General features: G+C 72.6%; 9 protein-coding genes (1 of these 9 cut by a window edge). 2 read left to right on the top strand and 7 right to left on the bottom strand.

What is annotated here, in order from left to right; all coding sequences use genetic code 11:
• The 7 genes from WME73_RS41275 to leuS form a co-directional block, all read right to left on the bottom strand.
• Window positions 1-538: the 5' portion of a hypothetical protein gene (locus WME73_RS41275; protein WP_437741736.1), read on the bottom strand. 290 nt of this gene lie to the left of the window's left edge; the window shows 538 of its 828 coding nt (coding positions 1-538); the start codon lies at window positions 536-538; the stop codon falls past the left edge of the window.
• 63 nt (window positions 539-601) lie between these two features.
• Window positions 602-3,265: an MGH1-like glycoside hydrolase domain-containing protein gene (locus tag WME73_RS41270; RefSeq protein WP_437913140.1), complete on the bottom strand. Its 2,664-nt coding sequence runs from the start codon at window positions 3,263-3,265 to the stop codon at window positions 602-604.
• A gap of 71 nt (window positions 3,266-3,336) precedes the next feature.
• Window positions 3,337-3,864: a peptidylprolyl isomerase gene (locus WME73_RS41265; protein ID WP_437853276.1), complete on the bottom strand. Its 528-nt coding sequence runs from the start codon at window positions 3,862-3,864 to the stop codon at window positions 3,337-3,339.
• A gap of 59 nt (window positions 3,865-3,923) precedes the next feature.
• Window positions 3,924-5,300 carry a hypothetical protein gene (locus tag WME73_RS41260; protein ID WP_437741733.1) on the bottom strand — a complete coding sequence of 459 codons (1,377 nt, stop codon included), beginning with the start codon at window positions 5,298-5,300 and terminating at the stop codon, window positions 3,924-3,926.
• On the bottom strand, window positions 5,300-5,908 hold the full coding sequence (locus WME73_RS41255) for a penicillin-binding protein activator LpoB (protein WP_437913139.1): 609 nt from the start codon (window positions 5,906-5,908) through the stop codon (window positions 5,300-5,302). Before WME73_RS41255 ends, WME73_RS41260 begins: the two co-directional genes overlap by 1 nt.
• Before the next feature lie 67 nt (window positions 5,909-5,975).
• A complete protein-coding gene (locus WME73_RS41250; RefSeq protein ID WP_437741731.1) occupies window positions 5,976-7,097 on the bottom strand; it encodes a trypsin-like serine protease in 1,122 nt (373 codons plus the stop codon).
• Window positions 7,098-7,443: 346 nt separating this feature from the next.
• The gene (leuS, locus tag WME73_RS41245; RefSeq protein WP_437913138.1) at window positions 7,444-10,008 is read right to left on the bottom strand and encodes a leucine--tRNA ligase; all 2,565 of its coding nucleotides are present in this window, start codon (window positions 10,006-10,008) and stop codon (window positions 7,444-7,446) included.
• A gap of 540 nt (window positions 10,009-10,548) precedes the next feature.
• On the opposite strand from leuS, the gene WME73_RS41240 reads away from it, so the two are divergent.
• Together WME73_RS41240 and WME73_RS41235 are read left to right on the top strand one after the other, a co-directional pair.
• Window positions 10,549-11,940 (top strand): hypothetical protein, encoded by a 1,392-nt coding sequence (locus WME73_RS41240; RefSeq protein ID WP_437913137.1) that lies wholly within the window; start codon window positions 10,549-10,551, stop codon window positions 11,938-11,940.
• 83 nt (window positions 11,941-12,023) lie between these two features.
• Window positions 12,024-13,499: a UDP-N-acetylmuramoyl-tripeptide--D-alanyl-D-alanine ligase gene (locus tag WME73_RS41235; RefSeq protein WP_437913136.1), complete on the top strand. Its 1,476-nt coding sequence runs from the start codon at window positions 12,024-12,026 to the stop codon at window positions 13,497-13,499.
• Window positions 13,500-13,534: the final 35 nt, after the last annotated feature.

The raw sequence follows: 13,534 nt of genomic DNA, 5'->3' as shown, positions 1-13,534 counted from the left end.
GGTCGACAAGCCGCGTCGCGAAGGCGCCAACCACCGTGGCGAGCGCAATGCCCGCGAGCGCAGCGCTCATGGCGCGCGTGCCGCCGGCATCGGCTTTCACCTCGAGGACCTGAATGGCCACCACCATGGCCAGCGGCACCGTGTGCGCAGCGATCACGAGCACGACAGGGAGCGAGAGCTGTCCAACCCGTGAGAGCGACGCCACCGCCGCGCCCTCGCCGAACTGATGCGCGAGCACCGCGGCGTACCCCATCGCGAGCGCCGTCGTCGGCGTCCGGTGAGCCCCAGCATCGCCGAGCACGAGGCGCTCCAGCACCGCCGGCGCCAGGAAGCCAGACGCAGCCGCGAACAGCGCTAGCCAGCCGATCTCGCCGATCGCCTCCGGGAGCAGGTGAAGCAGCGCGATCGACGCCGCACCGACGAGGGCGAACGTCCGCAACGCAGACATCGCGCCCTCGCTCCTGTGACGGAACATCGCCGCAATGCCGCCCAGCATGACGGCCAACGCGAGGAGCGAGACGCCGAACGCCAGCGACACAGGCGCCCTCCTAGCACGGATCCGGTACGAACCGGTGATGAGCCGAACGCTATGTGGGGTGCGCTACGAACGCGGGTGGTCGTGCCGTTCCGTGCGGAGGATCAGGTCGCCCACGAGGGCAGTCCAGCCGGTCTGGTGCGAGGCGCCGAGCCCTGCGCCGGTGTCGCCGTGGAAGTACTCGAAGAAGAACAGGCGATCTCGGAATCGAGGATCACGCTGGAAGAGGGGGTGCTCGCCGTAGACAGGGCGGCGCCCCTCGCGGTCGCGCTCGAAGATCGCGATCAGCCGGCGCGCGATCTCGTGCGCTCCGTCGCGGAGCGTGCGAGGGCCGTGGCCGCCGAGCGACGGGATCGTGAGCACGTCGCCGAAGCCGTGGTCGAGCCGGAGGAGCGAGCGGTAGAGCAGGTAGCCGAGCGGGAACCAGATCGGGCCGCGCCAGTTGGAGTTGCCGCCCTTCATGCGCGTGATCGACTCGCCCGGCTCGTAGCCGACCGTGTACTGCGCGTCGCAGGGCTCGAGCCCGAGCGAGACGGGCGCGGCCGCGTGCTCCTTGGAGAGCGAGCGCGGGCCGAACGGCGAGAGGAACTTGTCCTCGTCGAACAGGTGCGCGAGCACCCGCTCGAGGCGCCCCGGCGGCACCGCGGAGAGCACCTGGCGGCCGTCTGGACGTACGGTGATCGCCTCGGCCAGCGCGGGGTTCCTGCGGAGGAACCACTCGGTCCGGCGCCGGAAGTTCGCGAGCTTGCCGTAGGTCTCCGGGGTGATCACGTGCACCGCGCAGAGCGGGATCAGGCCGACGGCCGATCGGATCTTCACGTGCCGCGGCTTGCCTCCGGCGGTGAGGATGTCGAAGTAGAAGCCGTCCTCCTCGGACCAGAGCGGCAGCCGGCCGTCCGCCGTGTGGTGGAGCGCGTGCGCGATCCGCAAGAAGTGCTCGAAGAACTTGCTGGCGAGATCCTCGTACGCGGAGTTGTCGAGCGCGAGCTCCAGCGCGATGCGCATGAGGTCGAGGCAGTACATCGCCATCCACGCCGTGGCGTCCGCCTGCTCCAGGCGCATCCCGGGCGCGAGCCGCTCGCTGCGATCGAAGAGCGAGATGTTGTCGAGGCCGAGGAACCCGCCTTCGAAGACGTTGTGCCCCTCGGCGTCGCGCTTGTTGACCCACCAGGCGAAGTTGATGAGGAGCTTGTGGAACACCCGCTCCAGGAACACCCGATCGCCCTCGCCCCGCTGCTTCCGCTCGATCTTGTAGATCTGGTAGGTCGCCCAGGCATGCACCGGGGGGTTCAGATCCGAGAACTCCCACTCGTAGGCAGGCAGCTGCCCGTTCGGGTGCTGGTACCACTCCTTGACCATCATCTTCAGCTGGGCCTTCGCGAGATCGATGTCGAGCGAGGCCAGCGCGACCGCGTGGAAGGCGAGATCCCACGCCGCGAACCAGGGGTACTCCCACGCGTCGGGCATGGAGAGGACATCGGCGACGGAGACGTGCCGCCAGTGAGCGTTTCGGCCGCTCAGCCGCTCGGGCGGCGGCGCGTGCGCGTCGCCGCGGAGCCAGGTGTCGACGTCGTAGTGGTAGAACTGCATCGTCCAGAACAGCCCCGCCGCCGCCTGACGCTGGATGGCGCGGCGATCGTCGGACAGGGCTGGGCCCTGGACGGCGAGATAGTACTCGTCCGCTTCCCCGCGCCGCGCCTCCAGGAGCTCGTCCGCGCCGTCGAAGGGGCAGTCCACCGGCTCGGGCGCGAGCCGGAGCAGGATCCGCCGGCTCCCGCCGGCCGGCACCTCGAAGCGATGCCAGCTCGCGGCCTTCGTGCCGCGGCGCTCGGCGTTCACCCGCGCCTCGTCGCCGTGGACGACCCGGTGATGGAACGCGTCCTTGACGTACGGTGTCCGCGAAGGGGCGCCATAGAGCCGCTCGCGGTTCGTCTCGTTGTTGGTGAAGAGCAGCTCCGGGCTGCCCTCGATGTACAGGTGATGCGCGCCCTGCTCGGGGTGCGCCGCGCGCAGCATCACATGACCGGCGTCGGTCTCCATGGCCCGGATCTCCGGGATCGGACCCGGAGGCTCGGTCCAGGACCATGTGTTGCGGAACCAGAGATGCGGGAGCACGTGGATCGGCGCGGCCTCCGGGCCGCGGTTCACCACGGTGATGACCATCAGGATGTCGCTCGGGCTCCGCTTCGCGTACTCGACGAAGATGTCGAAGTAACGATCCCCGTCGAAGGCGCCGAGATCGGGGAGATCTGCCTCGCCCTCCGAGAGTCCGCGGCCGCGCGCGGCGGCGACGAGCGCCTCGTAGGGGAACGGCCGCTGCGGGTACCGGTAGAGATAGCGCAGGTAGCTGGAGGTCGGCGTCGCGTCTTCGTAGTAGTAGATCTCCTTGACGTCCTCGCCGTGGTTGCCTTCCGGCCCGGTCAGGCCGAAGGCCCGCTCCTTCAGGATCGGATCCCGCTCGTTCCAGACGGCGACGGCGAAACACAAGATCTGGTGTCGGTCACAGATGCCGCCGAGCCCGTCCTCGTTCCAGCGATAGGCGCGGCTCCGGGCATGGTCGTGAGGGAAGTGCGCCCACGCGTCCCCGTTCGCGCTGTAGTCCTCGCGCACCGTCCCCCAGGCCCGCTCCGACAGGTAGGGGCCCCAGTGCTTCCAGCGCTGGAGGCGCTCGCGCTCTTCCTCGATGCGGCGGTGCTCGGCGGTCGGCGCAGCGCGGACGGTCCTCGTCATGCGCGCCACGCTAGGCGACGAAGGCCGAGGCGTCGAGCCCGCGGCCGGCGCGCGACGACCTGGAGCGGGCGCTACTCGGTGCGCTTGATGATGTGGAAGCCGAACGGCGTCTCGATGATCTCGCTCACCTCGCCGATCTTCAAGGCGAAGGCGGCGTCGGAGAAGCCCTTCACCATCATGCCGCGCTCGAACACCCCGAGATCCCCGCCGCGCTCGGCGGCGCCCGGCTCGTCGCTGTACTCCGCGACCGCCTCCTCGAAGCTCGCCCCGCCGCGGATCTTGAGGAGCGCTTCCTGCGCTCGCGCGCGGGCCTCGGCGCGCGTACGGCGGAGGCCCTCGGGCTTGCTCTTCGAGCCCTCGTGCATGACGAGGAGATGCCGCGCGCCGATCTGCTTGGGCTGACTCGCGAGCACCGCGCGCTCCCGCTCGATCGCGGCGTCCTCCTCGGCCGCCCGGATCGGCGCGGAGACCGCGAGGCCGCCGCCGACCCACGACGGCGAGGTGGCGAGCGCCCCGCAGGCGGTCGCGCAGAGGAGCGCGAGGGGCGAGCACGCCGAGAGCGCGTGAACCAGCACGGCGCGGAGATGAGGGCTACGCATCGGCGCGGAGACTGCCGCGGGAGGAGTGCGCCCGCAACCCTCCCGTCCGCGCGCGCCGCTCAGCGGAGGACCATCACCGGGACGAAGGCCCACCCGCCAGCGGCCACGCTCACCCGGGCGCGCCTCGACTCGCCGCGGACGCCGACGACCACGTCGTGCGTGCCCGCGCGGACGCGGGTCCGCGCGATCGCGATGCGCGCGGGGAGCGTCGACCATCCGCGCGTGTCCGGCGTGTCGAGCGCGGTCAGCGTCGCGCTCGTCAGCAGGCCGACGAGCAGGCCCAGCGGTCCGGAGTCCTCCGCGGCCGCCTCGGTGGCGCCCTGCGCGGCTTCGCCGGCCGCGATGCGGGCGACGGTCCTCGTGATGGCCGACAGGACGACGGTCCCCTCGCTCTTCTTCCAGGCCGCGCGCACCTGCGCCTCGACGTCGAGCGCCTGCTCCATCGGCTGGGAGCGCCCGTCGAGCTTCAGCGTGGGAATCGAATAGCCGCCCTTGCCCCGGGCGAGCGTCGGGTAGTTGACCCAGGTCACGAGCCCCTTCGCCGCGAGCTCGCTCGCCCGCGCGCGATCCGCCGGGCTGATGTCGTCGGCTACGAGCGTGAGCGCGAGGCCGATCGGGAGGCGCTGCGGCACCTTCTGCGGGACGCGCCCGAACCCGACGACGACGATGAGCTCGGCCTCGCCGGTCTCGTCGAGGGGCGGCGGCGGGGCCTCACCTTCGATCAACGCGGCGATGCGGGGCGACCTGGGCTCGCCGCGCGTGAGCGCGCGGAGCGGGCCGCGGAGCGACGGATACGACCCGTGGCGGAGGGCGTCGTCGTAGTGGAGGAGCGCCTCGTCAGCCTGGCCGCTCTTCTCGAAGGCGAGGCCCGCAAGGTAGCTGCCGAGGCCGAGGAGCGCCGTCTCGCCCTCGTGATCGCGCAGGTATCTCTGCATGATCGCGAGGCGGCGAGCCTCGACCCTGGCCCCGCTGAGATCGCGCTGGGCCAGGTAGTTCATCATGTTGATGGTGTTGATGAGCAGCTTCTCGTAGGCAGGCGCCTTGTACGGGCCCACGTCGTCCGAGAAGAGGTATTTGCCGAGATCGTGGGCGGCCCCGCGGGACATGTCGAGCAGGTCGATCGACTTGTCCGCGGCCCCGAGATCGCGCGCGGACAGCCGGTAGCTGTCCATGCTGAGGAGGATGTTGCCGCGGTCGAGCAGGAGGAGCGCGTTGTCGCCCCGGAGCGCCGGGAGCTGAGCCGCGGTCTCGACCTCGAGCTGCTCGTTCAGCGCGGCCACCGCCTCGGCGGGAGCGCCGCGATCGAGCGCCTGGAGCGCGGTGCGCACGCGATCTTCATGTCCGCCGCAGGCGGCCTGACAGAGGCCGAGGAGCAGCGCGAGAGGAGCCAGGGCCGCACGCTTGCGCCCCGCGAGGGTCGCGTGCCGCCGGCGCATCACTCCTGGATGAGCGCCTTGGTGAAGGCCGCCCTGTTCTGCCAGGCCACCGCGCTCGTGGCGACCTCGATGAGCTGCATGAACATGAAGTACTGGACGCGGCGCTCGTCCTCGGTGCGCTCATCGGCGGTGAAGACCTTGCCGGTGAGGTAGTACTTCGCGCCGAGCTGGCGGTTGTACTCGGCGATGTGGTTCGGATCGAACCCGCCGCCGTGCTGCTTCTCGACCTCCGCGACCATCTGCTGCTGGCGCTCGACGCTCACCAAGGTGACGAGGCTCGCCCGGGACAGGTACGTCTCGATATCGGACAGGAGCGCCTGAAGCTGGCTGTCGATGTGCTCGCTCGTCTGGTTCGACAGCGGATAGATGGCGAGCGTGGGCCGCGAGCCGTCGTGCGCCCACGCCTTGGCCACCGGAGAGGCCATCAGCGACGTCAGGTTCTCGTGGAGGAGCTGCTCGATGTCGCGCCTGTCGATTCCCGTGCTCATCGCCGCGTCGTCGAGCCCCTCGACCTGATTGCCGCGCACGTAGGTGGGGCCGCAGCCGATGGGAAGCGAGGCGAGCGCGAGCGCCGCGAGCAGCGCGGCCGGACGGATGCTGGGCGACATGGGCATGGACACTCCGCAGGGCAGGACGCCCGCATCCTAGCAGGCGAGGTGTGCGCTGGAGCTTTGATCAGGCGGAAATCGTGCTCTGCGACGCGGCGCGCGCGTGGCGTGCACGGCATGCGCGGCAGGTCAGCAGGGCGGACGTCCTGGCTCGCTTCAGCGCGAGCAGCGCGAGCATCGCGAGCAGCGCGCGCGCCGCCGCCCCGCCGCTGTCGTCGCCGACGAGCGGGCCGTGCGCGCACGAGAGCCAGCGCTCGTCGAGCGGCTGGCGCGAAGGCAAGCGCTCCGCGGGGTCCGATGCCGTCGCCCACCAGGGCGGGTCGTAGTCGCCGACGTCGGCGGCGCGCCTCGCCTCGGTGACGAGCCAGTCGCGATGGGCGATGAGCCCACCATAGATGGGGTCGGCGCAGCCGGCCGGCCCGCGCGACGTCACGCCGATGATCCGCCCCGCGACGTCGAGCGCCGGTCCGCCCGAGTCGCCGCTGCAGATGCCGTTCTCTCCGCGCCACTCGCCTCCTGTGACGCGCTCCTGCGTTCCGCACCCGTACCCGACGCACTCGACGTGGAGCCCATCGCGGCGCCTGCGGACGCCGCCGCCGCGCGATCTGCCCTCCGTGTCGCCGAAGCCCACCGCCGAGTAGACCTCGCTCTCCTCGGGCGGCCGATCGAGGCGCGGCGCGAGCGGCGTGACCTCGCTGCCGCCGAGCGGGGAGGACAGCACGACGAGCGCGATGTCGCGCCCGCAGACGGCGTTGCCGTCGGGCGGGCTGAGCAGCGCGCGCGCGCCGATCCACGGCGTGTCCGCAGCCCACAGGGCCCCGCCGAGCGTGGCGTAGACCTGCGAGGCATCGACCGGCTCACCGAACGTCGCCGTCTTGCAGGCGATGAGCTTGGGAGCTTCCGCGACGCAGTGCTGCGCGGTGAGCACCAGGTTGGGCGCGATCACGGTGCTCGAGCAGGTCCGCGCGACGCGCCCTCTGCGATCGGTGATGAGGAGCCCGGCGACCGCGCGGTCTCCAGCGTCTAGATACCCTCCCTTGATCTCCAGCGCGGCCTCGGCCGCGTCCTGCTCGTGCAGGTCCGCTTCGTCCGCGTCTCCAGCGCAGCCGGCCAGCGCGGCGGCGAGGAGGCAGCCACCTCGGGTACACCATGCGGTGCTGTTCCGGCACACGGCCAGCCGCCTTTGCACGGCACCTGCCAGCCTGGGCTGTGCACCACCGCGCGCCCCGAGGGAGGAGAGGATTGCTTCCGGGGAAGCTCACGCGTCGGCGGAGCCACCCCGCTGCGCTGTGGTGCGGGATGCGGTCAGCGCGCCGATCGGGCTCATGTACACCCGAGCTCCGACCCTGTCGTCAACCGAGCGCAAGGCGCTGGAGCCCGAGGCTCCAGCGAGCAGGCGGCGCGGGCGCGGGGCCTCGCGCGCCGGGAGCGCCTCCCTCGCGCTGCTATCCCGCGCGTCCGTTCGCGACGTCGCCGCGCTCCGAGCGCTCGTTTTCTCCCGGCGGCGCCGGAGCTCTCCGGGCGGCGCCGGAGCGTCAGCCGACCACGATGTTCACGATCTTCCCCGCGACGTAGATGAACTTCTTCAGCTGCTTGCCCGCGGCGAGGGCGGCCACGGTCTCCAGGCCGAGCGCGGCGGCTCGTGCCTCCTCTTCCGATGCCGCCTTCGCCAGCATCACGCGACCGCGGACCTTGCCGTTCACCTGCACCGGGATCTCCAGGACGTCGTCGACGCAGAAGGCCTCGTCGTAGGAGGGCCATGGCTCGTAGCTGAGCGAACGCTCGTGGCCGGCGAGCCGCCACAGCTCCTCCGCGAGGTGCGGCGCGAAGGGGGAGACGAGGAGGATCAGCCGCAGGACCGCCTCGCGCGGCGGCGAAGGCAGCGAGCTCAGGTGATTCACGAAGACCATCATCGCGGAGATGGCGGTGTTGAACGCCATCCCCTCGATGTCGCCGGTCACCTTCTTGATCGTCCTGTGGAGCTGCCGGCTCGTCGCGTCGTCCATCGCGTCCGAGAGCGGTCGCGTGCACGTCGCGAACACGCGGTCCCGGAACCGGACCACCCCCTGGATCTGCCCTGATTGCCAGGGCTTCACCGCCTCGAGCGGGCCCATGAACATCTCGTACATCCGCAGCACGTCGGCGCCGTGGGCCCGCACGATGTCGTCGGGGTTGATCACGTTGCCCCGCGACTTCGACATCTTCTCGTTGTCCTCGCCCAGGATCATCCCCTGATGGACGAGCTTCGCGAAGGGCTCGGGGTGCTTCACTTGGCCGAGGTCGTAGAGCACCTTGTGCCAGAAGCGCGCGTAGAGGAGGTGCAGCACGCCGTGCTCCGCGCCGCCGACGTAGAGGTCGACGGGCATCCACGCGTCGTACGCGGCCTCCGAGAACGGCTCCGCGTCGTTCTGCGGATCGAGGAAGCGGAGGTAGTACCAGCACGAGCCCGCCCACTGCGGCATCGTGTTCGTCTCGCGCGCGTACCACTTGCCGTCCCGCTGGAAGAAGCGCCAGTCGACGGCGCGCGCCAGCGGGCCCGCAGGGTCGTCGCCAGGGCGGAAGTCGGCGAGCGGCGGCAGCTCGATCGGGAGGCTGGCTTCGTCGACCGCGATCGGCTGATCGTAGCGGATCGTGTGCGCGGCGCCCTTCCTGGGATCGCCCTGCGGATCGGCGAGCTCGACGGGGAAGTAGATCGGGATCGGCTCGCCCCAGTAGCGCTGGCGGGAGAAGACCCAGTCGCGCAGCTTGTAGTTCACCTCGCGCTTGCCTCGCCCGAGCGCCTCGAGGCGCGCGATGACCGCGCGCTTGCACTCCTCCGTCGCGAGCCCGTCGAACTCGCCGCTCCGGACCGCGACGCCCGGGTCGACGTAGGCGGCCTCGAGCTGGTCGTGCAGGGGGCCGTCGGGGCTCACGACCTCGACGATGGGCAGCCCGTAGGTGCGGGCAAAGGAGAAGTCGCGCTCGTCGTGCCCTGGCACCGCCATCACGGCGCCGGTGCCGTAGCCGCCGAGCACGTAGTCGGCGACCCAGATCGGCACCTCCACGCCCGTGATGGGGTGGACGGCGACGAGGCCGGTGTCGACGCCGGTCTTCTCCCTCGCCGCCGCGGCGAGCCGCTCGCGATCGCTCTTGCCCGCAGCGGCCGCGACGTACGCGCGCACCGCCTCGCGGCGCGGCTCGGACGCGCCGCTCTCCGCGCTCGTGAGCCATGCCGTGAGCGGGTGCTCGGGCGCGAGCACGACGTAGGTGACGCCCATCAGCGTGTCGGGGCGGGTCGTGAACACGCTCAGCGCGCCCTTGCCCCATCCCTTGACCTCGAACGTGATGAGCGCCCCCTCCGAGCGGCCGATCCAGGAGCGCTGCATCGCCACCGTCCCTTCAGGCCAGTCGAGGAGGCGCAGATCCTCCGCCAGGCGGTCGGCGTAGGCGGTGATGCGGAGCATCCATTGCCTGAGCGGCGTCCGGTAGACCGGGTGCGAGCCGCGCTCGCTCTTGCCGTCGATCACCTCCTCGTTCGCAAGGACGGTCCCGAGCGCCGGGCACCAGTTGACGCTCACCTCGTCCTGGTACGCGAGCCCCTTCTTGAAGAGCTGGAGGAAGATCCACTGCGTCCAGCGCACGTAGCGCGGATCGGTCGTGGAGAGCTCTCGCGACCAGTCGTAGCTGAAGCCCAGCATCTTGAGCTGGCGCTTGAAGGTCGCGATGTTCCGCGCCGTCGTGTCGGCCGGGTGCGTGCCGGTCTCGAGGGCGTGCTGCTCCGCCGGCAGCCCGAAGGCGTCCCAGCCCATGACGTGCAGCACGTCGATCCCGCGCATGCGGAAGTAGCGGGACATGATGTCGGTCGCCGTGTACCCCTCGGGGTGGCCGACGTGCAGCCCCGACCCCGACGGGTAGGGGAACATGTCGAGCACGTAGCGCTTCGCGCGGGCGGGGTCCGCGCTTCGGACGGCGCGGAAGGTCTCGCCTTCCTCCCACGCGCGCTGCCAGCGCGGCTCGACGGCGGCATGATCGTAGCGCGCGGGCTCACGCGGCTCGTTGGGAGAAGGTTCGGTGGAGGCGCGGGGGTCCATCGTCTCGGCGGCCATATCGCGACGTGCCATAGCACTGTGCTGCCGCGGTCGACAGCCGCCCCGCGGCGGCAGACGCCCGCGCCCCGGCGGGAGCGCCACGCCCGTCCACGGCGCGCCGCGGCCATGTCGAGAGTTCCCGACAAGCGTGGACAGCGCCTCGGTCCGAGCTCTGCCGTCGGAGACGCCCGCGCCCGAGAGGGCTGACCTCGCGCGCCGCCTCGCGCTCTCGAACCACCCGCGCGCCGGAGCGTCGTGCGCGCCCCCTGCTCGCCGGTGGCGCTGGCGAAAGCGCGCGCCTCGTGAGCGCCTCGGCGGCGGGACGAGCTCGCTCTTCATCGCGCCGACCCGAGGAGCGCACCCCTGGCGTCGCTATCCTGCGTCCGCGACGGGCGGTGTCGTCACGGCGCGGCGCTGCGTGGCGCCAGCGCCGACGAGCGGCAGCGCCTCGCGGGGCGGGGCGACGCGTCAGAAGGATGGCCGCACGCCGAGACTTGGGGGTAGATTGAGAGCGCTGTTCCGCTTCAGTGTGAGGCGGAGGGGTCGCGTGGGCGGTCCCTCCGAGGCGCGCGGATGACCGACAAACACGTTCCATGGGGAGCCCCCGAGAGTGAGAGGGCGGCGCAACCAGGCCGGCCGCTCCCGTCGGCGCACGGCTCGGGGATCCCTTTCCGGCCGCTGCCCGTGCCGCCGCTGATGGCGCCGGGCGCCCTGCGACCGCTCTCCGCGCAGTACGCGCTGAGCCCTCATCTCCAGCAGCAGAGCCCGCCCGCGTTCTCGGGGCCGATGCCGTCGGCGCCCGCGTTCTCGGGGCCGGCGGCATCGGCGCCCGCGTTCTCGGGCGCCATGCCGGCGCCGGCGTTCTCAGGGCCAGCTCCCGCCGGGTCCGGGTACACCCAGCCGCCGACGGCGAGCGTCTCGGCGCGCGGAGGGACCCTTCCGCCCGGGCTCGTCTCGCAGCAGGACGTGCTCTCGGCCAGCGGCGTCTTTTCTCCGAGCGCGCTCCCGTTCATCTCGGCGCCGCCGCAGTCGGATCCGGTGCCTCCGAGCCAGCCGGCCTTCCAGCCGGCGCCGATCACGGACCGGATGGGCGCGAGCGCGGCGCAGCCGCCTGCGCCGGCAGCGCCGCCCGGGTTCGCGAGCCCTGGCTTCGGTGCGGCCGCGCCCGCTGCGCCAGAGGCCGCGCGCGCGCCGATGCCCTCGCTGCACGCCGGCCAGCCGCCTGCTCCGGCGGCGCCGCCTGGGTTCGCGAGCCCTGGCTTCGGTGCGGCCGCGCCCGCTGCGCCAGAGGCCGCGCGCGCGCCGATGCCATCGCCTCACGCCGGCCAGCCGCCCGCACCGGCGGCGCCGCCCGGGTTCGCGAGCCCTGGCTTCGGTGCCGCCTCGCCCGCCGTATCAGCAGAGGCCGCGCGCACGCCGATGCCCTCGCTGCATGCGGGGATGTCGGCACAGGCCGGGCCGCCACCGGCCGCGGCGCCCGCGCCGGCGATGAGCGCAGCTCCCGGCGCGTCGGCGCACGGCGCGCCCCAGGCGGCCGGCGGGTGGGACGGAGCGGCCATGCCCCCGGCCGAGAGCCCGTGGGCCACCACGTCGGCGCGCCTCGAGATGCCGGCGCTCCCGTCGACCTTCGTCCAGGAGCGCCCGGAACCCCAGAAGCCACCCGCCGCCGTCGCGCCGCGGCGGCGGGAGGGCGGCAGGACGCTCATCATCGTGCTCAGCGTGATCCTGGCGGTGGCCTTGCTGGCGCTCATCGGGATCACGCTGTGGCAGAGCATGGGCGGCGGAGGACCGATCGCGATCGACTACAAGGAGCCGCCGCCCACGGCCGCCGAGGCGTCGCCAGAGCCCACCGTGAGCGTGACGGCGGCCCCCAGCGCGCCCGCCGCGCCCCGCCCAGCCGCGCGCCCACGGCCGAAGAGCGACGACATCTACGACGAGGTCGAGAAGGAAAAGACCCGGCGCTGAGGCGGCGCGACGCCGCACAGACGGGGCGCGCCGCAGGCGATTCGTTGGCCCCGCGCCCCGTTCCGTGCTGGTGATCGCCCGCGATGGCGACGCCGATCCCGCACAACCTTGCCCCCTTCTCCCTCGACGAGCTGGCGCGCGCGACCGGCGGGCGCGTGCTGAGGAGCGGGCCGGACGCGCGGGGCGTCTCGACCGACAGCCGGACGATCGCGCCAGGAGCGGCGTTCGTCGCGCTCGCCGGCGAGAGCTTCGATGGCCACAGGTTCCTCGACGCCGCCGCGCAGCGCGGGGCGGCCGCGTTCATCGTCTCGCGGGAGGTTGCCCTGCCGCCCGGAGGAGGAGGCGCGGTGCTCGTGAACGACGGCCTCGCGGCGCTCGGGGCGCTGGCCAGAGCGCACCGCGAGCGATGGCGGACGGGCGCCCACCCCGACGGGCCGCGGGCGATCGTCGCGATCGGCGGCTCGGCCGGCAAGACGACGACGACGCGGACCATCGCGGCGCTGCTCGCGGGGGTGGGCCGCGGCGAGGTGCACGCGACGGCGGGCAACCTGAACAACGCCATCGGGCTGCCGATGACGCTGCTCGGGCTCGAGGACCGCCATCGCTTCGCGGTCGTCGAGATCGGCACGAACCAGCGCGGCGAGGTCGCGGCCCTCGCGCGGATCGCGGGGCCGGATCTCGCCGTGCTGACGTCCATCGGCGTCGAGCACACCGAGGGGCTCGGCACGCTGGAAGACGTCGCCGCCGAGGAAGGTGATCTGCTCGCCGCCTTGCCGGCCGAGGGGGTAGCCCTCGGTAACGGCGACGACGCGAAGGTGGTCGAGCAGATCGAGCGCGCCGGCGCCGCGCGGCGGATCACCTACGGCTTCGGGGAGCGCGCGCAGATCCGGATCACGGGGAGGCGGCCGGTCGGGGTGCGCGGCACCTCGGTGCGGATCGAGCGCGGAGGCGAGGCGCTGGAGCTCGTCGTCCCGCTGCTCGGCGAGGCGGGTGCGCTGGCGGCGGCGGCGGCCGTCGCGGTCGTGGATGAGGCGGTCGGCGAGCCGCTCTCGACCGAGCGAGCGGCTCGCGCCGCCGCAGGGCTCGCGCCGCCGGGGGACGGACGCCTGTCCGTCCGCGAGCTGCCGGACGGCACCGTGGTCATCGACGACAGCTACAACGCCAACCCGCTGTCGATGCGATCGTCCCTCAGGACGGCCGTCGAGGTCGCCGAGGCGCTCGGGAAGCGGCTGGTCCTGCTGCTCGGCGAGATGCGCGAGCTCGGCGCGCTCGCGGCGGCGGAGCACGACGCGCTCGGCGAGCAGGTCGGCGCCGCGCGCCCCGCCGCGCTCATCGCCGTCGGCGGCGAGGCGGCGCGGATCGCGCGCGCCGCCGAGGCTGCCGGCGTGCGGGCGTGGTTCGCCGTAGACGCGGACGCCGCGGCGGCCCGAGCGCAGGAGATCGTCGAGCGCGGCGATCTGGTGCTCGTGAAGGGCTCCCGCGGGATCAGGATGGAGCGGATCGTGAATGCCCTCGTCGCCAGCGCCGGTCGCGGCGCCAGCCCGTTGCCCTCGCCGTGAGCGCGCGTCCGCCGGTCGAGCGCGCTCGCTTCCCG

It is taken from the genome of Sorangium sp. So ce302 (assembly GCF_051530145.1).
In the GTDB taxonomy this organism is placed as follows: Bacteria; Myxococcota_A; Polyangia; order Polyangiales; family Polyangiaceae; genus Sorangium; species Sorangium cellulosum_B.
Note: the sequence above shows the minus strand (reverse complement) of the source record. Positions and strands in the feature narration are given on the sequence as shown.

Excerpts from the sequence above, each read along its gene's own strand:
- WME73_RS41270 (WP_437913140.1), bottom strand. The coding sequence starts at position 3,265 with ATGACGAGGACCGTCCGCGCTGCGCCGACCGCCGAGCACCGCCGCATC.
- WME73_RS41240 (WP_437913137.1), top strand. The coding sequence starts at position 10,549 with ATGACCGACAAACACGTTCCATGGGGAGCCCCCGAGAGTGAGAGGGCG.
- leuS (WP_437913138.1), bottom strand. The coding sequence starts at position 10,008 with ATGGCACGTCGCGATATGGCCGCCGAGACGATGGACCCCCGCGCCTCC.
- WME73_RS41235 (WP_437913136.1), top strand. The coding sequence starts at position 12,024 with ATGGCGACGCCGATCCCGCACAACCTTGCCCCCTTCTCCCTCGACGAG.
- WME73_RS41260 (WP_437741733.1), bottom strand. The coding sequence starts at position 5,300 with ATGCGCCGGCGGCACGCGACCCTCGCGGGGCGCAAGCGTGCGGCCCTG.
- WME73_RS41265 (WP_437853276.1), bottom strand. The coding sequence starts at position 3,864 with ATGCGTAGCCCTCATCTCCGCGCCGTGCTGGTTCACGCGCTCTCGGCG.
- WME73_RS41255 (WP_437913139.1), bottom strand. The coding sequence starts at position 5,908 with ATGTCGCCCAGCATCCGTCCGGCCGCGCTGCTCGCGGCGCTCGCGCTC.